Consider the following 18,954-nt stretch of genomic DNA (forward strand, 5'->3'; position numbering starts at 1 on the left):
GCACGTCGAACAAGGATTGCAATTGGTTCTTAAAACCAGTCGCAAGGTGGAGGCCGTTTGTCGCAGGCCTCCCCGGGCTGGAGGAACCGATCCCTGCGATCCGGCGGCAAGCCGGAAACCGATCCCGCCGATGGGTGTGTTTGCGTCTCTCAGGCCGACAGGGGAAAATCCGATTGGCGAAGCACATGCCGGTTGCGATACCTTGACTCCAAACCCTCCAAAGCTCCATAAATTTTGCCGTAAATTCTCATGTTCAAGGTTCAGTGATGTCGTTTGATGACTTCGTTCAACGATTGACGCAGTGTCTTGAAGCGGCATTCGGGCCCGGAACGGTGAAGGTCCAACCGGTTGGCGGCTTCGGGAATCACGGTAGGCAGTTCACCGTAGGTAGCTGCCACGTGATCCTCAATCCTGGAATCGGAGGTCTGGACGTCAATGATGCACTCAAGGCGAAGTTCGTCGCGAAGTTCGACCGCCTGATGAGGCCGATCCCCCAAGGGAACAGGTTCTTGTTGGATTGCGCGCGCCGATCTTGATAGCTTATCGGAGTTGGTATACCCTAAACCTTCACGTTGTTGTTGTATGACGTTAGGCAGGCAACCCAATGGCTACTTACCCGGCGACGGTCAAGAGCGATCCTGATGAAGGAATATTCGTAATTGAGTTTCCTGATTTTGAGGAAGCGATCGCTGCGGGAAGATTGGAAAAGGATGATCCTTTAGACGTTGGACGAAGATGCCTGATGGACACCATCTGGTTCCGGCTGGAGGGAGGGCGCGGAATACCGGCGCCATCCCAGCTGGGTTCCGATCAGCTCCCGATCTCCATTGCCAACTTCACCGTCAACGACAATGCGGCGATCGAAAACGCCGTACTTGATTCTTTCGTGAAGGCGGTGGACGAGTCCGCGAAGGAGTTCATGCGGCGCGGCAGGCATCAGATTGCCGAGGCCGTCCACTCGAAGCAGTGGCGTCCCAGGAACAGCAGGATCTCCAACATCCAGGAGGCCCACATGGCTAAGGTGTGGGAAATCGTCGCTTCGCTCGTACGCCACCGCGAAGAGGCGCGATCCGAAGGCCGAAACGCTGCCCGGCCGCATTTCTGAACGGCCTAATCCGGCTCCGGGCAGGATCGCCCCGCTTGGTCGGAACACGGCAACGATGCGAGCGCGAAGCCGCCGACAGCCAGCAGCATCGGCAGGATGGAGAAGATGAAGCGCCCCTCCTCGCCCCTTTCACCGACCGATACCAGGATCACGACGAGCAGCGTCGAGGCGGCCAGCCACCAGCGTTGGTCGAGCCACGGCCAGGACCTGCGGCGGATCAGCACGGCGCCCCCGACGGCGACATAACCGGCCAGCGTCAGGAGCAAGACCGTCACGACGACCCGGTATGCCAGGATTCCGACCCCTTGAGGGTCCCGGTCGTACATCCGCGTCGGCGCGCTGGCGAAAACGGCAAGGCGTTCCAGCATGTGGCCTGCCGCCCGGACCGGTTCTTCCAGGATCCTGGCGACGATCAGCGACTTGAGCGCCTCGCTCTCCCAGTAAACCTCGGAGGTGTTAAGGTCGGCCCACAGTTCGCCGGAACCCTCCCGAAGGCGCGGCAGTTCCTCCAGGCGGCGGGCGGACCGTATGTCGGGATGGAAATCTTCCCAGGCACGCTGGAGGTTGAAGCCGGATACGTTGGTCCAGGTGATCTGATGGTCATGGGCGAGCCATACATGCAGGTGCCACCCGCCCGAGAGAATCGCGACGGGCAGGAGGAAGGCAGCCAGCGCCCCCGCCCTTCCCGATGCCGATGGTGATGGCGGAGCCGTCGTGACGATGCGGTGGACCTCCACCGCCAGGAACAGCGGCAGCAGGAAGACCATGAAAGGCCGGGTCAGGTCCAGCAGCGAGAGGCACAGCCCTGCCGCCGCCAGCGTGCCGGGCCGTCGGCTGCCCAGCCATGCCCGGACCAGCAGGAAATAGCCCAGCGTCAGCAGGGCGAAGAGGGGATCGTAGTTCGCCGGATTGCCGGCATGGACCGCCACCCCCCGGTGCGCCAGGAACAGCCCGAGGATCAGCACGGCGGTCCGCAACCAAGGCCGCTCCGGTTGGATCAGCACGGCCAGCGCGAAGGCAGATGCCACGCTGAGCGGATACAGTAGCTTCGAAAACAGCGCCAGATCGCGGAAATTGACCCACCACAGCAGTTCCAGCGCCGATAGCACGGGAGGAATTCCGGTGCGCAGCCCCGCCAGATAATTCCAGATGTCGCCGGTGGTCCGGAAAGTCTCCAGGTCCAGCATCCGCATCCAGGAGACCGCTGATGTGGCCGTGTAGCCCCAGACCGGTACGAGGAAGATGCCGCAGACCAGCAGGAACCGTACGACGCGCCTGCACCTATCGATACCCATTCCTGCGATCCGCGTTCCCAGCCTCTGTCAGGGCATCCGAACACGGGGTCAGGGCACAGGTTCCGGCAAGGCGGCGATCTCCCTCAGGAGTTTCGCGAGGATCGCGTCGGCGAAGCTCGATGGGCCCCTGGCGACGACGACGAAGGAGCCGGGACCGCCGATCACGTTCTCCTGGAAATAGGTATCCAGGTGGCGCCGCCGGTCGCGATCCTCGGCCCAGGGCAGCAAGCCCGCGCGGAGGATCGGCAGCCCGTTGATGATGACTCCCGCCTTGACGGCATCATCTCGGGCCAGCGTCACCGGGCGGCCGACATTGTTCTCGCCGTCGCCCGAGATGTCGATCACCTGCCGCGTTCCTTCGAACCCGTTCGTCGCGAACAGGTTGACGCAGTGGTCGATCAGGGCGCTGATCGAGGTCCGCGCCTCCGTCACCGTCGGCCCGCCCGCCAGTTCCCGGCTGAAAGACTTTGCGCTCGCCGGACCGTCGATCATTTGCCATCCGGCCACCGTGCGCTGCAGCTTGTCATCGGCCCATTCCACATAGGTCACCGCGATGCGGCCCAGCGCGCCGCCCTGGATCGCCTCCACCACCCGCCTGTCGGTGATCGCGCGGGCATAGCCGCTGCGCTGGAGATGGGCGTCCTCCTCGTTGACCGAGCCGGAGACATCCACGGCAAGCACCAGTTCCAGGTCGACCGGAATTTCCGCCCGGGCCGTCAGGGCGGAAACCGCCAGCACCAGCCCGGCGCATCCGCTGAGCACCGCACGCACCCACATCCTGCTTCCCCCCAGGCCAGCCCTGCGATTGCAACGCTTTCTCCGGCATCGGGTTAGATAGTTTGAGTCTGATGCCCGAAAAGGAAAGCCGAATGGTCAGCTTGGGACCGGAGAATGTGCGGATAGGCGCCCATGCCGTGGACAAGGCGGACGCCATACGCCAGGCGGGCGCCATCCTGGTCGAAGGCGGCTATATCCAGCCCGGTTACATAGACAGCATGATGCGCCGGGAGACGGTCACCGCAACATATCTGGGCAACGGCATCGCCATTCCCCATGGACTGCCGCAGGACCGCGATCTGATCCAGCATACCGGACTTTCCGTTCTACAGCTGCCCTACGGCGTCGAATGGAATCCCGGCGAGTTCGTGCATCTCGTCGTCGGCATCGCCGCCCGCTCCGACGAACATATCGGCGTGCTGCAGAAGCTGACCGACGTGCTGGAGGACGAGGCGACCGTGATGCGGCTCGCCCGCACCCACGACGTCACCGAGATCTCGGCGGCGCTCGACCCCGCCCGGTCGACGGAAGTGCCTCCCGCGCCCGCTCCGGCCGCGCCGATCCTGGGCGGCGGGCAGCGGGTCGATGTCGAAGTCACCGGCGGCGCCGGCCTCCACGCCCGGCCGGCCTCCGTCTTCGTGACGCTGGCCAAGCAGTTCAATTCCGACATCCGGGTCAGCCACGCGGGCAAGACCGCCAACGGCAAGAGCATGGTGTCGATGCTTCGGCTCGGCGTCGAGCGCGGCGGCATCATCAGCATCACCGCCGACGGTCCGGATGCGGCCAGGGCCCTGCAGACCCTTCGGGAAGCCGTGGAGACGGGCCTGGGCGAGGAGGACGAGGCGGCACACGCGGCACCGGAACCGGCGGTACAGGTCGGCCGCCACGAGACATTCCCGGCCGAGACGGCGCCGGACGAGCCGGGACTGATCCGCGGCGTCGCGGCGGCCCCCGGCATCGCGATCGCCCCGCTCCACCAGCTGCGCAAGCAGGCGGAAGTGGTCCTTGAGCAGCATGCCGCGAACCCGGACGCCGAACACTCGGACTTCGACCATGCGGTCGACCGGGCCGGCGCAGAACTGGAAGAGCTTCACCGCACCGTCGGACGCCGGGCCGGCGAGATGGAGGCGCGGATCTTCGCCGCCCACCGCGAGTTCCTGGAGGACCCCGATCTGCTCGATGCGGTCCACCACCGCATAGACCAGGGAGAGAGCGCGGCCTTCGCGTGGCGGGAAACGGTCGAAGAACGGGCGAACGAACTGGCCGCCCTCAGCGACCCGCTGCTGGCAGGCCGGGCCAACGATCTTCGCGATGTCGGCGCCCGAGTCATGCGTCTCCTGGTCCGGCGCGACGAGGCGGAGGCACCCGCCCTGCCTGATCATGAGATCATCCTGGTCGCCGAGGACCTGACGCCGTCCGATACGGCGTCGCTGGACCCCGACCTGGTCAAGGGCATCCTGACCGCGCTGGGCGGCCCCAACTCCCACACCGCGATCCTGGCGCGTTCCCTGGACATCCCGGCGGTGGTCGGGGCCGGACCCCAGGTGCTGGACCTGGCCGGCGGCGTGACCGCCGTCCTGGACGGCACGCGCGGCACCCTGCTGCCCGATCCCGACGCCGACCGGCTGGAACTGGCGCGGCAGGCCCGGCAAGGCGCCGGGCAGCGTCGCGCCGTGGTGCTGGAGGCGGCATACCGCCCGGCGATCACCGTGGACGGCCATCGGGTCGAGATCGCCGCCAATATCGGCGCGGTGCACGAGGCGGAGCGCGCGGTCCAGGCCGGCGGCGAGGCGGTCGGGTTGCTGCGGACCGAGTTCCTGTTCCAGGACCGCACCGATCCGCCCGGCGAGGAGGAGCAGTACGAGGCCTACCGCGCGATGGCCGAGGCACTCGGCGGGCTGCCCCTGATCGTCCGCACGCTGGATGCGGGCGGGGACAAGCCGCTGCCCTACATCTCCATGGCTCACGAGGAGAACCCGTTCCTGGGCCAGCGCGGCATCCGGCTGTCGTTTTCCATGCCCGACCTGTTCCGCAGCCAGCTCCGCGCGATCCTGCGCGCCGCGTCGCATGGGGAGATCAAGATCATGTTCCCCATGATCACCTCGCTCCACGAGTTCCGCCGGGGCCGCAGCCTGGTCGAGGAGGTCCGGCGCGAGGTGGACGGGCCGCACGTCGATGTCGGGATCATGGTTGAGGTGCCGTCGTCGGCCGTGATGGCCGACCTGCTGGCCCGCGAGGTGGATTTCTTCTCCATCGGGACCAACGACCTGACCCAGTACACCCTCGCCATGGACCGCGGCCATCCGGCCCTGGCCCGCGAAGCCGACGGCCTGCACCCCGCCGTGCTGCGGATGGTCGACCAGACCGTGCGCGCCGCCCATGGCGAGGGGAAATGGGTCGGAGTCTGCGGCAACCTGGCGGCCGACCCCGCCGCGGCACCCATCCTGATCGGCCTCGACGTGGACGAGTTGAGCGTCGGCGTTCCCAACATTCCCGCCCTGAAGGCTCAGGTCCGCGAAATGGCCTACGAGGACGCCAAGGACCTGGCGCGCCGGGCGCTGGCGTGCAGCGCCGCCGCAGAAGTCAGGGCCCTGACCGGCGAGGCGGCCTGAACCATGGACAACAGGGAAAACATGGACACCGAAACCGCCGAGATCACCCGGGCGACGGGAGCCGCGGATGCCGACACGACGGTCCGCGTCGCCACCGTCACCCTCAATCCGGCGATCGACCAGACGATCTCCATCCCGAACTTCGCCGCGGGACAGGTCAACCGCGTCGAGTGGGAACAGGCCGATCCCGGGGGCAAAGGCGTCAACGTCGCGGCCTTCCTGGCCGACTTCGGCTGCGCGGTCAGCGTCACCGGGATCCTCGGCACGGACAACATCGAGATCTTCCGAAGCTTCTTCGCCGACAAGGGGATTGCCGACCGCTTCGTGACCGTGCCCGGCCGCACGCGGGCCAACGTGAAGATCCTGGACACGCCCAACAAGCGCATCACCGACATCAACCTGCCCGGACTGCCCTTCTCGGCGGAAAACCTGACCTGGCTCCGGGGCGCCATCGACACGCTGGCGGTCGACCACGACTGGTTCGTGCTGTGCGGCAGCACGCCGTCTGGCACGCCGGAAACGGTCTATGCCGAGATGGTCGCCGACCTGCGCGGACGCGGCAAGAACGTCGTGCTGGACGCCAGCGGCCCAGCCTTCGCGCGCGGCGTCGCGGCGCTGCCCTACGCGATCAAGCCGAACCTGGAGGAGTTGGAGGAGCTGGTCGGCCGCAAGCTTCCCGACGAGACGGCGATCCTGACCGCGGTCCAGGAACTGATCGACCGCGGCGTCGGCTGCGTCGTCGTCTCGCTGGGGGCCGACGGCGCGATCTTCGCCGAAGGCACGGCCCGCCTCGCGGTCAGGCCGCCGGCGGTCATCGTGCGCAGCACGGTGGGAGCCGGGGACGCCATGGTCGCCGGGTTCATCCTGGGCAAGCTGCGGGGCCTTGACCTGGAAGGCTGCGCCCGTCTGGCGACCGCCTTCTCGCTCGGCACGCTGACGACCGTCGGACCCCACCTGCCGCCGCCGGAAACGATCGAGAATTCCATGGGCGAGATCGATATCCGCGTCCTTGCCCGCTAGACGCATTTCCGCTGCCGCCTGGAGAAGAGAACCATGAAGAAAGTCGTCGCCGTGACGGGTTCCAGGGCCTCCGCCGCCCATACCGCGATGGCGGCCGAAGCGCTGGAAGCCACGGCCGACATGCTGGGATACGACATCCGCGTCGAGCGCATCGGTCCCGACGGCACTTCCGACCGGCTTTCCGACGTGGAGATCCGCAACGCCGACGTCGTGATCCTGGCGACCGACCAGCCCGACGACCAGGATCGCTTCCAGGGCAAGAACATCCGCCGCTCCACCCCCGGCGAGGCGATCCGCCACACCGCGCGCCTGCTGCGCGAGGCCGCCGGGGACCGGGAGTTGCCGCAGGTCGCCGAACTGGCGTCTCCCGGAACGGTGCCGCTGGAGCCGATGCCCGTCGCTCCCCCGGCGCCTTCTCCCGTTCCGGCGCCGCAGCCTTCCAGGGCGGCTCCGCCTCCGGTCGCGGAGACGCCGAAGCGGATCGTCGCGATCACGTCATGCCCCACCGGCATCGCCCACACCTTCATGGCGGCGGAAGCGCTGAACAAGGCCGCCCGCGCCCTGGGGCACCAGATCAAGGTGGAGACCCAGGGTTCGGTCGGCGCCGGCAATCCCCTGACGCCGGAGGAGATCGAGGCCGCCGACGTGGTGATCATCGCGGCCGACACGAACGTGGCGCTGGACCGCTTCAGCAACAAGCGGGTCTATTCCACGTCTACCGGCAGGGCGCTGAAGGGCGGGAAGGAAGTCATCGCGACCGCCTTCGAGAAAGCCCAGATGCCGGGGGACGGCGGAGATGCGGCGACCGGCTCCAAGCCCGCCGCCGGCAGGAACCTGGCGGGCGAGGTCGAGCGGCTGAAGGCCGAGCGGTCGGCCCAGCGGACCGGGCCCTACAAGCACCTGATGACCGGCGTGTCCTACACGATCCCGGTGGTCGTCGCGGGCGGTCTCGCCATCGCGCTGTCCTTCATGTTCGGCATCGACGCGGCCAACGAGGAAGGCTCGCTCGCCGCGGCGCTGATGCAGATCGGCGGGCAGGCCGCTTTCGCCCTCATGGTGCCGGTCCTGTCCGGCTACATCGCCTTCTCCATCGCCGACCGCCCCGGCCTCGCACCGGGCCTGATCGGCGGCATGCTCGCCAGCCAGATCGGCGCAGGTTTCCTGGGGGGGTTGGCATCGGGGTTCCTGGCGGGATACATCGCCTATTATCTCAAGAACTGGATCAGGCTGCCGCAGAACCTGGAAGGGCTGAAACCGGTGCTGATCATCCCGCTGCTCGCCAGCGTCGCGGTCGGCCTGCTGATGATCTACGTGGTCGGCGCGCCGATCGCCGCGATCCTCTCCGGTCTGACCGCATGGCTCAGCGGCATGACCTCGGCCAACGCGGTGTTCCTGGGCCTGCTGCTGGGCGGCATGATGGCGGTGGACATGGGCGGTCCGGTCAACAAGTCTGCCTACACCTTCGCGGTCGGGTTGCTGGCCTCCCAGACCTACCTGCCGATGGCAGCGGTCATGGCGGCCGGCATGACCCCGCCGCTGGGGCTGGCGCTCGCCACCATGATCGCGAAGAACCGCTTCACGCCCGACGAGCGGGACGCCGGCAAGGCGGCCGCCGTGCTGGGCATCTCGTTCATCACCGAGGGCGCGATCCCGTTCGCCGCCAAGGACCCCTTGCGGGTGATCCCGCCGGCCATCGTCGGCTCCGCCCTGACCGGCGCCTTGTCCATGCTGTTCGGCTGCATGCTGCGGGCGCCCCACGGCGGAATCTTCGTGCTGGGCATTCCCAACGCGGTCACCAATGTCGGTCTCTACGCGCTGGCGATCGTGGTCGGGACGGTGGTCACCGCCGGCTTGGTGATCGTCTTCAAGAAGCCGGGAACGGAAGCAACGCTGGGAGCCGAGGCGGCGTAACCCGTTTCGACGGCCGGGAAGGCAAGCCCGAAGACGCTGTTCCCGTCGTACCGGAATATGGGAATGGGGCGAACAGGGCCAGTGGGTGACCAGCCTTCGGGAAACCGAAGACCGAGGGCTTCGGCAATGCGGAAGGGTTCATCCTCTCTCGGTTGGGGATGCCCGGCGATCTTCCGATTTATGGTAAACGGCTGAAACGCAGCGATGCCGGACAGGTGTCGCTGTCCGGCATCGCTGGCTGCTCAATCCGCCGTCTTCATGACCCTCTGACCAAAGATTGGGCGAACACCCCCGTCCTCAGCCCTGCGGCCCGGGGGATTTCGGCACCGTGGTCGCCGGAGGGGTCAAGTCGGGATCGTCCCGGCTCGCATCGTCGCTGTCGGGCGCGATATCGGCGATGGCATCATGGTCCAGCCGCTTCGCCTCTTCCACCAGTTCGATCCCCTCGCCTTTGTTGCCGGCCTTCGCCTTCCGCATGCCTTCGACGGCCATCTCTCGGGCTTGGTCCTGATTGTCCTCGGCCATGTGCCGTCTCCATGTTGATGATGCTGATGTTGCCGGTGAAAAATCCGGGTGAGGCATCTGGAACGGAGCTGCGGTCGCGCTCGTTCCCACCAATTGCGACGCGATGCCGGCCATCGAACAAGATGCTGCGCCGCACCAGCATGTTCGCTACAGTATCGTTGATGAAAATCGGGGAAAGTCGTCGAGTATGCAGGAGCATCCGTTCGCCGAATATACCAGGGCCTTGGGCAAGGGACCGAAGCTGTTCCGGGACCTGGAAGAGCACGAGGCCGAGGCGGCCATGGCGATGGTCCTGCGCGGCGAGGTCGACCCCATCCAGCTCGGCGCCTTCCTGCTGCTGTTGAGACGCAAGGGGGAGACGGGCGCGGAGCTTGCCGGCTTCGTCCGGGCGGCGAAGTCGGTGCTCGCCCGGCCGGACGATCAGATCGTTCCCGACCTCGACTGGCCCTCCTACGCGGACAGGCACCGGCAGCAGCCCTGGTTCGTCCTGTCGGCGCTGCTGCTGGCATCGGAAGGCATCAAGGTGCTGATGCACGGCATCGACGGCGGGTCGGAAGGCTATGCCCCGACGCCGGCGGCACTCGCCCGGCTGGGCATCCGGCCCTGCGGATCGCTGACCGAAGCCGCGGCCAACCTGCGGAGCGGCAATTTCGCCTATATCAGGCTGCAGGATTTCTGTCCCGACCTGGAGCGGCTGTTCCAGCTCCGCCCGCTGCTCGGCGTGCGGACCGCGGTCAACACCTTCGCCCGAGACATCAACCCGCTGGACGCACCGGCCCAGATCCAGAGCGTGTTCCACCCGCCCTACCGCCCGCTGCATCAGGAGATCGCGATCCGCCTGGGCCAGCCCCGCGCCGCCATCTTCAAGGGCATCGGCGGCGAGGCGCAGCGTTCCCCCCTGAAGGAGTGCGTGGTCGCGACCGTCGAAGGCGGCCAGGCGGCAGAGGAATTCTGGGCGCCCCGGCTCGCGGAACGGATGGAGACGACCTATCAGTGGCGCGCCGAGGACCTGGACCCGCGGCACCCCGCCCTGCTGTGGGCGGGGGAGCTGGACAACCCGGTCGCCGAGCAGGCGGTCATCGCGACCGCAGCCGTGGGCCTGAAGGCCGTGGGCCGCGCCGCGTCGATCGAGGAGGCCGAGGATATGGCGGAGCGGCTGTGGCGGTCGCGCTTCCCGGGCCGTTTCCGCACCTGACGGAGCGCAGTTTCCATCGGCATGGATGAGGGTCGCTCCGAGTACATCCGGGCCCGGTTCGGCATCGCTTCCGAACAGGGCCGCCGACACCACCGGCGGTAACCGCACGGCCGTCATTACGCTTGCCTCGGTGCCGGAGTGCGGTGCGGCGCGCAACGACTCCCTGCGCCTGCGGAAGCCGCCACCCCAAGACCGCGACCCCGTGCGATTCTGGCAGGTCGTCTCCCTGATCCTGGGTCTGGCGCTGCTGCTTTCCTCCGTCCAGGCAGGATAGCCACGGAAAATCGGCGATCCGACGCGGGACCGGTGGGAAGCTCGGTCAGACCGTGAGCAGCGGTCCCGACTTCTCCTCCGTCCGCTCCTGATCAGGGGCTCCGGCCTCCCCGTTCTTCAGGACGAATCGCCAGGGCTGGCCGGGAGGCTGGGTGACCATCATCTCGGGGTGGAGATCGATGATCCTCTCGACCAGGATCCGCAGGTTGCCGCAGCCGAACCAGGAGCGGTCGCCCCAGGTATTGACCTGCCTGACGATGCTGACCAAGTCGAGCCCCGCCAGGGTCCCCTTCCCCGTCACCTCCTCGAGCACCCGGTCCGCGACCTCCCGGATCAGCACCGAAAATTCGATGCCGGCGGGGGAGGATGCGGAAACCGAGCTCCCCACGCCCCTTCTCCCCGGCTGCAAATCGCTCCATGTCGCCCCGGTCAGCCATATCGCGAAGAGGACATGGTCACGGTCGCTCAGCGTCAGCTGCGCGTTGGCACAGGTCTCGATGGCGTTCCGCATGAAGAAACGGGCGATCGCGCCGGGATCCGCCTCGTCCTCCGTGAAGTTGAAATCCGACATGGCGAGGCCGGTGACCACGTAGGAGATCGCCGCCTTGTCCACGTCTACGCCACTCTCCGCGCAGATCGCGGAGACCTGCCCTTCGAGGGCCAGCTGATCCTGATAGGGCTCCCGCTCCAGGGCCTCGCCGATGGCGCGGAACAGCTTGCCATATGTCGCTGCCGGCAAGGGCGGCATATCGGTGATGGAGGCGATGCGCCCGATGAAGTCCTGGAGTTCCTCGGCCTCGGTCTCCGTCGGCTGAGCGGCGGCGTCGGGCACCGCAAGCCGCCTGTGCCGCGTGCGGTCGAAGGCAAAGCCCGTGCCGGTGGTATCGATACCGATGTCCGGACCGCCATTGGCGAGGATCAAGGCCTTCAAGGTGCCATGTCCCGCCCATTGGCGCTGCTCCTTGACCCAGTGGCCCATGGTGCGGGTGACGGTCTGCCCGAGGGCGGCAAGGGCTACGGGCTTGTCCGACGCGCCAAGCTCGGCGCGTACGGCCGCCATGATACGGCTCTTCAAGGCTGCGTCGTCCAGTGCCGACAAATCCGATCCGGCGATGGGCGATCCAACGGAGAGCGGTCCGGCGCCTTTCCATTCCACCCGCCAGTCCGCCTCGCCGGTCGACCTCAGTTCCAGGCCGGGGAGCAGGGTACAGAGCTGCTCAACCAGCGAGCGCAGATTGCCGAAACCGAACCACGAACTGTTGGTGAACTGCGGGAACCTGCGCAGCACCTCATGCACGTCGCGGCTGGCGACCGGCCCGCTGGAGCGCGCCTGATCGGCCAGCGCCCCGGCGACGCTGGGAAGGAGTGCCGCGTAGCCGTCGCCGCGTCCGCCGGAGGTCGGGATCGGTGCCGCCGGGGACCCGAAGGCGGAACGCGCCTCTATCCCCAGGGCCTCCTCGACGAAGACGTTCTGGTCGATCACGGAGTCGCAGGCGGCCCGGTACGCCGCGGCGGAGAAACGGCTGCTCCAGATGGCGGTGCGCCGGTCATGGGCGCGCAGCCTCAGCAGGACCGGAGTGAAGTCGGCGTCCGCGGACAGGATGATGAATTCGTCGATCCGGGTCGTGTGGGTCAGGGTATCCAGGATATCCATCACCATCACGATGTCCGCGCTGTTCTTGCCGCGCGACGTGACGGGCGGACAGTCGATGACCGAGAAAGCATTGCGGCTGAAATAGGCCCGGTAGTTGCCGAATCCGGTGGCGGTCGGATTGAGGTAGCAGCGGCGGATGAGGATCGCGCGACGGGCCGCGTGAGGATTGCCCTCGTAAGCACCGCTTTCGAGCCACCTGAGCCAGCGAAGCGGATCGGTTGCGAAACGCTCGGCCGACTGTGGGTTCACATTCAGAAGGTTGATGTAGACGTTATCGAAATCGACGAAAACAGCTGTCTTTATACGACCGGAATCCTGCAACGCGCCTGCTCCCCACTTTGCCGCCGCCCCTGTTTCGCGATGGCGTCGGCCTTCCCGGTCCCTGATGGGAATCGGCCGGCCCGCATTTTCGGAGGATTTCGTTTAATAATCCGTAATCGGCGCGACCTTGACCGAGGAGCAGGCTAACAGGACGGTTTTCGCTTCGAGGGCAAAGGATATTATGGTTAACGATTAATCAACCAATCCGGAGCCATAGTGTGCGGGCGCCATACTCGGTGCGGTTCTTCCTTGTAGACTTGGGCCCCGCGCGTCGTCCGCTGCGGGGCTCTTTTTCTGCCGGGCGTCACGCGATGCCGTTCCAGGATCGCTCGCGCGGGGGGACCTGCCAGATATCCAGGAAGCTCCAGACCATATTGACCGTCTCGCCGTCGTCCGACAGCGGGAACAGGCTGTCCGTCAGCCGGACGACAAGCTTGCTCTGCCCGACATAGGGGCGGTCGGTCAGAAGGGGCCGGCCGGTGGTCGCGACATATTCATAGTCGTCCCATCCCTTGTTGCCCGGGACGAGAAACGTCAAATCGGAGAAACGGATCCCGCGGAGGTTCTTGGACGTGATCTTGTCGATCGCGGTGCCCAGCAGCCTGAAGCGGAAATCCAGCGGATCGCGCAGCACGTCGACCAGCGCGGTAGACGACAGGAGGCGCGGGATCTCGACGGGATCGATGTCGACCCGTGACGGCATGCGGCGATCGCCGCGCTTCGTCATCCAGTAGGTCCAGGCTTCCGCGACGAGCGGTGACGAGACCGCTGGAAAATCCTCGATACTGCTTCTGGCATACTCCGCCCAGACACCGATCAAACGCCACCTCAGCTTCACGCGCATTGGTTCAGTATTTTACCTTGAAGCATTGCAAATAAACTTACTTGAGGCACAAAATACTGTCCGACCTAAACACGATGTTGACGAGTCAAAATCCTCGCATGCTCCTCAATCGGTACTATGACCGCAATCACAGCCATCGCCCCTTGCCGGTGAAATGATTCGCTCCACTGTCTCGACTCGCCACGAATTGGGAATTGGATTGTTGAGTCAGGACCGGATCAAGCGGGAGACGATACATGTGCGGTCAAACGACTGAAACGGCAGTACTCCGGACAATAAGGACATTGACTGTCGTATTGGCGTGCTCGGCCGGCTATGCAGCCGGCGCCGTGGAGCAGGCGGCGATCGGAAGCCCTTGGCCGACGGCGGTCCGGGCCGACGCCGCCGAAGCGACGGAACCGCGCGGAACCTATATGCCGGCCACCGCCCCAATACCCCTGACCAGCCCGCCGAAACGGATCGAAAGACTTCTCTGAGCCGCAGACCGGCCCTCCGGTCAACTCAGATCGTACCATACTCCATGTTCCCGGCATATTGTGCCGACGCCGCCGCGCGAGACGGCGCCGTGAAAATATTCGCGGATGACGGTACGGCATGTGACCGCGGCGCTCCGTCCATCGTCGCCCTTCGACGTCTCGGCGGCCCCGATCGAAACGATACCGCCGGCGCCCGTCGCCCGGTTGCTCCACGCCAGTTTCGACCCAGCCGGTTCGTCCACCAGCTTCAACAGGGCGGCGGCTTCATGGGGCCGATCCTCGTCGGGAACCAGTGCGGTCTCCGCACGCGTGGCCTCGCTCGCGGCGTAGGCGGCGTCGACCTGGGCCTGCGCTTCCTGCGCGGCCACCAGCTTGTCATGGGCCGACATGGCACCATCGGCCATAGCCGGCAGGCCGGTGACCATCATGGTGCCGCCGGTCGCCATCGCGATCATCATCCGCCGGGCGACGGCAGGGCCGTTTTCGGCGGCGATCTCGGTCAGGGCTTCATGCACGAGATCGGGCGGCCGCGGCCCCATGACGATGCCGGAGGCCAGGGTGGACAGGGGGACGCCAACGGTGTCCAGCGACCTTTCGTCGGTCGCCATGGCTTCAGCATATTGCGCGGCAGCCTCGTCGAACAGCGCATTGATGCCCGTCCGCTCCGCCACCCGGTCGAACACGCCTGTCTTCTGGACGGTTGAATAGGCCTGATCGGTCACCTGTTCGACGGCACAGCCGGACACCAGCAGTGCACCCGCAAGCGCAGCCCCGGCCAGCGGCCGGAGCGGCGATTTGAACGGGACATATCTGATAATCGAAAACTCTCGGCCGGTACCGATCTTCACGGTCGCATCCTGTAGCATTCACCTGTCGGAAGGGCCGTGATGTGTCTCACATAACTGGTTAACGGATGGTTCCGCTTACCCTCCACCCGCCTTGTCTAAGCGATCGATCGACGCGCGATCAAGTGTCAGCCGGGCGGCCGCGGCCAAGTCACTCAATTGTTCCAGGCTGGTCGCGCTGACGATCGGGGCCGTCAGGCCGGGACGGGCGATCAGCCAAGCCAGCGCCACCTGGGAAGGATTGGCGTCGAGCTTAGCCGCGACCTCGTCCAGTGCCGCCAGGATCGCCCGGCCCCGGTCGTTCAGGTACTTCCCGACGACGCCCTCGCCCCGCGGGCTCTTGCCGGCATCCTCGGGCGAGCGGTACTTGCCCGACAGGAAGCCGCTGGCCAGCGAATAATAGGAGATCACGCCGAGCTGGTTCTCGCGGCAGATGCCCTCCAGCTCGGTCTCGTATCCGGAGCGATCGAACAGATTGTATTCCGGCTGAAGGGTTTCATAGCGGGCGAGCCCCGGCTTGCCGCCGACCTCAAGCGCCTCGCGCAGCCGCGCCGGGCTGAGGTTGGAGGCGCCGACCGCCCTCACCTTGCCCTGGTCGATCAGTTGCTGGTAGGCGGCCAGGGTATCCTCGAAAGGCGTCTCCGGATCGTCCCAGTGGGATTGGTACAGGTCGATATGGTCGGTCCGCAGCCGGCGCAGGGAATCCTCGACGGCGGTCCGGATATAGGCCGGCGCCAGCCCCTTCCTCCCCGGTCCCATTTCCGAACCGACCTTGGTCGCGATCACCAGCCTGTCGCGGTCGGTGCGGCCCTTGAGCCAGTTCCCGATGATGGTCTCGGACTCTCCGCCCTGGTTGCCCGGAACCCAGGTCGAATAGGAATCGGCGGTGTCGATGAAGTTGAAGCCCTGCTCGACGAAAGCGTCGAGCAGCCGGTGGGAGGTCGCCTCGTCGATCGTCCAGCCGAACACGTTGCCGCCGAAGCAGAGCGGAACGACGGTCAGGCCGGACCGGCCAAGCTGCCGCTTTTCCATGTCGTCAATCCCCGGTACCGGTGAAGGGAGCGCGGGACGCGCGCGGCAGCCCCGAAGACCTCCGCGCGCGCTCCGCCATCATATCCAGCGAACACCAGGCCGGGAGAGACGTTCCGTTGCCGGAACATCCGGTCGGATCAGGCGTCGGCCGCCGAGAAGATGGATTTCTTGATGATCGCATGGACGCCCCAGTTGCCGTCCACCACCTGGGTTATGCCGAAATCGACGCCGAGCGACATCAGCGAGATCGCCTCGTCCTCCGTCAGTCCCTTCGCGTTCATCAGGAACTGACGCATCTTGCGGAAGGCGTCCCGCATGGCGAGGTCCACCGACGACTTCTCGTAGATCACCGACTGGGCATTGGACCCCAGCTGCTCCAGGTAGTTCGGATAGCTGAACCCATGCATGACCCAGTCCTCCGCCGTTTCCAGCATGGGATAGTCCAGGCCTTCCAGGGCGGTGCCGGCGAGGTCGGCGGCCTTGTGCAGGATGAACTGGAACGTTCCGGTGAAGGAACATTCGATCGCCGTACCGCACAGTTCCGAATCGCCCTGGGAGGCGTGCGGGTCCCCGGCGGAGAACAGGGCGCCCGGCACCGCGACCGGGTAGTACATGGTGGCACCCTTGCCGAGCCGCCAATTGTCCATGTTGCCGCCGAAATAGCCGGGCGGCACGGAGTCCACCATCTCGACCTCCTTCGGGGCGACCGCGAGCACGCCGAAATGCGGCCGCACCGGAATGCGGATGCCCTTCAGCACGTCGAAGTTCTTCTCGATGGTGGAATGGTCGACCGGAACGCCGGGATAGTCGATCTTGGCATGGACGACGCCGAACGGATCGGTCTGCGGCGTCCAGCGGAAATTATAGACGGCCTTGGCCCAGTTCCGCTCGCCGCGCGCGTCGATCTCGTAGATCGTCACGACCTCGCGCTCCTTGGGTTCGGTCAGCAGGTCCTTGTAGTGATAGCCCCACCATGCCGCGGCATTGACGCCGAAAGCACGGCCGGCGAACTCCGGGTTCGCGCTGGGCCGCGGCTTCATGTCCACGATGCGGACCTCCAGCACGTCGCCGGGCTCGGCGCCGCGGATCGCCACCGGGCCGGTGCAGATATGGACGCCGAACCCTTCGCCGGCACCGCGTCCGTGGATCGACGCATCCATCGGACCGGCGCCCCGCCGATCGATGTTCTTCTTCTCCCGGGTCCAATGGAAGACGCTTTCGGCGCCCGGATCGCCCGTCACCATGCGCTCGGCATCGTCGTTGGCATGGTGGGTCAGGGTCTCGATCGTGACGTAGTCGCCGGGCGAGATCTCGACGCGCGGCTTCAGGCTCTTGCTGAAATAACCCCAGTGGACCGTATCGGCCGTGGCCGGCAGGTAGTGGTGGCTGATACGCCCCGGCTGCTGGGCCTGCGCCGCCGCGGCCATCGCGGGCGTGACGAGGGACAGGCCGCCGGCTCCTAAGACGCCGGCACCGCCCGCGGCGGCGAAGGCGCTCTTCAGGAAAGTCCGGCGCTCATGGTCCATGGTCTTCAGGAAGTCCCGGCGATGCTCCTCGAAGTTGGGGCAGTTGCGGTCGTCACCTTGGCACATTTTCTTGTTTCTCCGCTTTGGTCCAGGCCCCCGACGCACAGGGGCCTGCGATGCGCTGGTGCGCATAATGCAGTATGCAAGTCGCGGGCCTGCGGCGGAGACGGTGCGCGCCCGTTCCCGGCATGATCGGTTCTGCCCGGCAAAGCGGCGGGGAGCCCAACATAGATGCAGCCCGTCGTCCCGCCGGGATCCCGGTTGACGTCGAAACGCGGCGTGCCAAGTAAGCCCTATGCTGTCATTCCCCCGCTCCGCCCGGAAGTTCCTCGCCCCGGCGCTTCTCGCCCTCGGCCTGCTCGCGGCCGCTTCCCCTGCATCCGCACAGGCGGCCCGTTCGCTGGACCGGGCCATGCTCGACCAGGCACTCGAACAGGCCGCCGACCTGCCGACCCTCCGCTCGCTGATCGTTGCCCGCGACGGCGTCCCGATCGTGGAGCATGTCTTCGGCGGGCCGGGCCTGGACCGCCCGGTGAACGTGAAATCACTGTCCAAGACCGTGATCGCCGCGCTGACCGGGATCGCGATCGACCGCGGCGTTTTCGAGGGGGTCGACCAGCCGATCGTCGAGATCCTGGGAAATCGCGTCCCCGCCGGCGCCGACCCGCGGCTGGCACGGGTGACCGTAGACCACCTGCTGGCGATGCGCTCCGGACTGGAGCGGACATCCGGCCCCTTCTACGGCCGCTGGGTAAGCAGCCGCGACTGGGTGAGCTTTGCCCTGGCGCGCCCTTTCGTCGACGAACCCGGCGGCGGAATGCTCTATTCGACCGGCAACTCGCATATCTTGTCCGCCGCCCTGACCCGCGCGGCCGGGCGAAGCACCCTTGCGCTGGCGCGGGACTGGCTCGGCGAGCCGCTGGGGATCGAGGTACCGGCGTGGCAGCGCGATCCGCAGGGCATCTATTTCGGCGGAAACAACATGCTGCTGTCGCCCCGCGCCTTGCTCCGCCTGGGCGAGCTTTACCGGAACGCCGGCGTGGTGGACGGCCGCCGCGTCCTGTCGGAGGAGTGGATCCGCGCCTCCTGGACACCTCAGGCCCGTTCGGTCCATACCGGCGACAGCTACGGCTATGGCTGGTTCATCCGGGAGATGCGGGAGCACACCGTCTATTACGCCTGGGGCTATGGCGGGCAGATGCTTTATGTCGTGCCCGATCTCGGGATCACCGTCGTCATGACATCCGACCCGGACTCCCCCTCGGGTCGGACCGGTTATGTCCGGGACCTGCATTTCCTGATGGCCGACGGCATCATTCCGGCTGCGCGATAGTCCCGGCGGACCCGCCGCCCGAACGCTCGGATGTCGCCTCCCCGGCTTTTTTCGGCAAATGGCCGCTTCCGGTCCAGTTGCACTGGTCTGTCTACTCGACAATGATACATTTCGTAGCCAGGGACACGGCCGGCGGCGCCCGGCAGGGATGACCGCTCGGTCCGGCCCACAGGTCGACGGCCGATGAATCGTGCCACCTGCGAAACGATC

The 18,954-nt window shown here is 66.4% G+C and carries 15 protein-coding genes; 7 read left to right on the forward strand and 8 right to left on the reverse strand.

Going from position 1 to position 18,954, the window contains the following annotated elements; translation table 11 throughout:
• Window positions 1–604: 604 nt before the first annotated feature.
• Complete coding sequence (locus JL100_RS16835; RefSeq protein WP_202678593.1) at window positions 605–1,105, forward strand: hypothetical protein; 501 nt, start codon at window positions 605–607, stop codon at window positions 1,103–1,105.
• A 5-nt stretch (window positions 1,106–1,110) separates the two neighbouring features.
• Here JL100_RS16835 and JL100_RS16840 read toward each other — a convergent pair whose 3' ends face one another.
• Window positions 1,111–2,400: a hypothetical protein gene (locus JL100_RS16840; RefSeq protein ID WP_202678594.1), complete on the reverse strand. Its 1,290-nt coding sequence runs from the start codon at window positions 2,398–2,400 to the stop codon at window positions 1,111–1,113.
• Window positions 2,401–2,448: 48 nt separating this feature from the next.
• Window positions 2,449–3,177 (reverse strand): DUF1194 domain-containing protein, encoded by a 729-nt coding sequence (locus JL100_RS16845; RefSeq protein ID WP_202678595.1) that lies wholly within the window; start codon window positions 3,175–3,177, stop codon window positions 2,449–2,451.
• A gap of 92 nt (window positions 3,178–3,269) precedes the next feature.
• On the opposite strand from JL100_RS16845, the gene ptsP reads away from it, so the two are divergent.
• The 3 genes from ptsP to JL100_RS16860 are packed head-to-tail and all read left to right on the forward strand — an operon-like array spanning window position 3,270 to window position 8,720.
• Entirely contained in the window at window positions 3,270–5,789 is a 2,520-nt protein-coding gene (gene ptsP / locus JL100_RS16850) for a phosphoenolpyruvate--protein phosphotransferase (RefSeq protein ID WP_202678596.1), read from the forward strand.
• A gap of 21 nt (window positions 5,790–5,810) precedes the next feature.
• Window positions 5,811–6,809 (forward strand): 1-phosphofructokinase, encoded by a 999-nt coding sequence (pfkB, locus tag JL100_RS16855; RefSeq protein ID WP_202678597.1) that lies wholly within the window; start codon window positions 5,811–5,813, stop codon window positions 6,807–6,809.
• Between the two features lie 33 nt (window positions 6,810–6,842).
• Window positions 6,843–8,720 carry a PTS fructose-like transporter subunit IIB gene (locus tag JL100_RS16860; protein ID WP_202678598.1) on the forward strand — a complete coding sequence of 626 codons (1,878 nt, stop codon included), beginning with the start codon at window positions 6,843–6,845 and terminating at the stop codon, window positions 8,718–8,720.
• A 297-nt stretch (window positions 8,721–9,017) separates the two neighbouring features.
• On the opposite strand, the gene JL100_RS16865 is transcribed toward JL100_RS16860, so the two are convergent.
• Window positions 9,018–9,245: a hypothetical protein gene (locus tag JL100_RS16865; RefSeq protein WP_202678599.1), complete on the reverse strand. Its 228-nt coding sequence runs from the start codon at window positions 9,243–9,245 to the stop codon at window positions 9,018–9,020.
• A gap of 187 nt (window positions 9,246–9,432) precedes the next feature.
• Here JL100_RS16865 and JL100_RS16870 point away from each other — a divergent pair, with 187 nt between their 5' ends.
• Entirely contained in the window at window positions 9,433–10,440 is a 1,008-nt protein-coding gene (locus tag JL100_RS16870; RefSeq protein ID WP_202678600.1) for a glycosyl transferase family protein, read from the forward strand.
• Between the two features lie 319 nt (window positions 10,441–10,759).
• Here the strand turns inward: JL100_RS16870 and JL100_RS16875 are convergent, their stop codons facing one another.
• Together JL100_RS16875 and JL100_RS16880 are read right to left on the reverse strand one after the other, a co-directional pair.
• Window positions 10,760–12,616 (reverse strand): NYN domain-containing protein, encoded by a 1,857-nt coding sequence (locus JL100_RS16875; RefSeq protein ID WP_407696865.1) that lies wholly within the window; start codon window positions 12,614–12,616, stop codon window positions 10,760–10,762.
• Window positions 12,617–12,992: 376 nt separating this feature from the next.
• The gene (locus tag JL100_RS16880; protein WP_202678602.1) at window positions 12,993–13,415 is read right to left on the reverse strand and encodes a PAS domain-containing protein; all 423 of its coding nucleotides are present in this window, start codon (window positions 13,413–13,415) and stop codon (window positions 12,993–12,995) included.
• A 401-nt stretch (window positions 13,416–13,816) separates the two neighbouring features.
• On the opposite strand from JL100_RS16880, the gene JL100_RS16885 reads away from it, so the two are divergent.
• On the forward strand, window positions 13,817–14,008 hold the full coding sequence (locus tag JL100_RS16885; protein WP_228420761.1) for a hypothetical protein: 192 nt from the start codon (window positions 13,817–13,819) through the stop codon (window positions 14,006–14,008).
• A 20-nt stretch (window positions 14,009–14,028) separates the two neighbouring features.
• Here the strand turns inward: JL100_RS16885 and JL100_RS16890 are convergent, their stop codons facing one another.
• The 3 genes from JL100_RS16890 to JL100_RS16900 form a co-directional block, all read right to left on the reverse strand.
• The gene (locus JL100_RS16890) at window positions 14,029–14,856 is read right to left on the reverse strand and encodes a hypothetical protein (RefSeq protein ID WP_202678603.1); all 828 of its coding nucleotides are present in this window, start codon (window positions 14,854–14,856) and stop codon (window positions 14,029–14,031) included.
• A gap of 75 nt (window positions 14,857–14,931) precedes the next feature.
• Window positions 14,932–15,885 (reverse strand): aldo/keto reductase, encoded by a 954-nt coding sequence (locus JL100_RS16895; protein ID WP_202678604.1) that lies wholly within the window; start codon window positions 15,883–15,885, stop codon window positions 14,932–14,934.
• Between the two features lie 137 nt (window positions 15,886–16,022).
• Window positions 16,023–17,477 carry an acetamidase/formamidase family protein gene (locus JL100_RS16900; RefSeq protein WP_202678605.1) on the reverse strand — a complete coding sequence of 485 codons (1,455 nt, stop codon included), beginning with the start codon at window positions 17,475–17,477 and terminating at the stop codon, window positions 16,023–16,025.
• A gap of 229 nt (window positions 17,478–17,706) precedes the next feature.
• On the opposite strand from JL100_RS16900, the gene JL100_RS16905 reads away from it, so the two are divergent.
• Complete coding sequence (locus JL100_RS16905) at window positions 17,707–18,744, forward strand: serine hydrolase domain-containing protein (protein ID WP_202678606.1); 1,038 nt, start codon at window positions 17,707–17,709, stop codon at window positions 18,742–18,744.
• Window positions 18,745–18,954 lie beyond the last annotated feature (210 nt).

Source organism: Skermanella mucosa (genome assembly GCF_016765655.2).
GTDB classification, from domain to species: Bacteria; Pseudomonadota; Alphaproteobacteria; order Azospirillales; family Azospirillaceae; genus Skermanella; species Skermanella mucosa.

Bases quoted from the DNA above. Each gene is read 5' to 3' on its own strand.
- JL100_RS16835 (WP_202678593.1), top strand. From the start codon at position 605: ATGGCTACTTACCCGGCGACGGTCAAGAGCGATCCTGATGAAGGAATA.
- JL100_RS16840 (WP_202678594.1), bottom strand. From the start codon at position 2,400: ATGGGTATCGATAGGTGCAGGCGCGTCGTACGGTTCCTGCTGGTCTGC.
- JL100_RS16845 (WP_202678595.1), bottom strand. From the start codon at position 3,177: ATGTGGGTGCGTGCGGTGCTCAGCGGATGCGCCGGGCTGGTGCTGGCG.
- ptsP (WP_202678596.1), top strand. From the start codon at position 3,270: ATGGTCAGCTTGGGACCGGAGAATGTGCGGATAGGCGCCCATGCCGTG.
- pfkB (WP_202678597.1), top strand. From the start codon at position 5,811: ATGGACACCGAAACCGCCGAGATCACCCGGGCGACGGGAGCCGCGGAT.
- JL100_RS16860 (WP_202678598.1), top strand. From the start codon at position 6,843: ATGAAGAAAGTCGTCGCCGTGACGGGTTCCAGGGCCTCCGCCGCCCAT.
- JL100_RS16865 (WP_202678599.1), bottom strand. From the start codon at position 9,245: ATGGCCGAGGACAATCAGGACCAAGCCCGAGAGATGGCCGTCGAAGGC.
- JL100_RS16870 (WP_202678600.1), top strand. From the start codon at position 9,433: ATGCAGGAGCATCCGTTCGCCGAATATACCAGGGCCTTGGGCAAGGGA.
- JL100_RS16880 (WP_202678602.1), bottom strand. From the start codon at position 13,415: ATGACGAAGCGCGGCGATCGCCGCATGCCGTCACGGGTCGACATCGAT.
- JL100_RS16895 (WP_202678604.1), bottom strand. From the start codon at position 15,885: ATGGAAAAGCGGCAGCTTGGCCGGTCCGGCCTGACCGTCGTTCCGCTC.
- JL100_RS16900 (WP_202678605.1), bottom strand. From the start codon at position 17,477: ATGTGCCAAGGTGACGACCGCAACTGCCCCAACTTCGAGGAGCATCGC.
- JL100_RS16905 (WP_202678606.1), top strand. From the start codon at position 17,707: ATGCTGTCATTCCCCCGCTCCGCCCGGAAGTTCCTCGCCCCGGCGCTT.